This is a genomic window from Oleiphilus sp. HI0080, assembly GCF_001635135.1.
In genome coordinates, this window is the sequence record NZ_LWFU01001074.1 from 1 (window position 1) to 1,012 (window position 1,012).

General features: G+C 44.6%; 3 protein-coding genes. 1 reads left to right on the forward strand and 2 read right to left on the reverse strand.

Features of this window, described 5'->3' with window-relative positions:
• The coding region (locus tag A3751_RS21965) for a S4 domain-containing protein (protein WP_255376105.1) at positions 1-95 on the reverse strand (95 nt) is incomplete at its 3' end.
• 24 nt (positions 96-119) lie between these two features.
• Complete coding sequence (gene thrH, locus A3751_RS19895; protein ID WP_068457352.1) at positions 120-734, reverse strand: bifunctional phosphoserine phosphatase/homoserine phosphotransferase ThrH; 615 nt, start codon at positions 732-734, stop codon at positions 120-122.
• A gap of 74 nt (positions 735-808) precedes the next feature.
• Between thrH and A3751_RS23655 the strand changes: the two genes are divergently transcribed.
• On the forward strand, positions 809-1,012 hold a 204-nt coding region (locus A3751_RS23655), incomplete at its 3' end, for a hypothetical protein (RefSeq protein WP_231876947.1).

The following is a 1,012-nucleotide window of genomic DNA, read 5'->3' on the forward strand; positions in this document are numbered from 1 at the left end:
CGACCATCTGCGATCCAACGTTCAATCTCTCTGCGAGAGCCAAGGCCTGCTTGCGCAAGCACCTTTTGTATTCGTTCGCCTGAAGGCTCAGACATTCACTACTCCAAGTGGAATAAAAATTAAGAAGACCGAGTGGTGCTGACTTTAAGAATCTCAGCTTTAAGGTCGTCATAAGTATGTACAGCAGGAAACTGAGGAAACTCATCAATCACGTTTTGCGGAGACTTGAACAAAATACCAGCCTCAGCCTGCTTCAGCATCGTCGTATCATTATAGGAGTCACCCGCTGCAATCACACGATAATTTAGCAATTGAAACGCCCTAACCGACTGACGCTTCGGATCTTTTTGGCGCAAAAGGTAGTTAGTGATTCGCCCATCGTCGGCGACTTCGAGCTTGTGACAAAAAAGTGTCGGAAAACCAAGCTTCGCCATAAACGGCATACCAAATTCGTAGAATGTATCCGATAGGATGATAAGCTGAAAACGCTCATTCAACCACTGAACAAACTCCTTTGCACCAGGAAGCGGGTCAAGTGTATCGATGACTTCCTGGATTTCTTTCAGGCCATAACCGTGCTGGTCAAGGATACGCAAACGCTGCTGCATTAAAACATCGTAGTCAGGGATATCACGAGTCGTTGCTTTTAACTCTTCAATTCCTGTTTTCTCTGCAAAAGCAATCCAAATTTCCGGAATCAAGACACCTTCTAAATCCAGACAAACTAATTCCACGTCGCATACTCCCGATACTAACTTCAAGTTAAATGACAAAAATTTGGGCGCCATTCTAACGAAAAGGCTTCAGCTTGCATATTGATAAATCATCGATACAATCCAAAGCCTTCTACAACATCCCCCAGCGAGATATCACGACAATGGAATACGACTTTACGCAAGCAGAAAACCTTACTCCGGAAGCAATCAGCGCTCTGAATTCTTCGCTTGCGGAAAAGTCGCCCCGCGAAGTTCTTAAGTTTGCTTTCTCTCACTTTGGAAACATTGCCATTTCA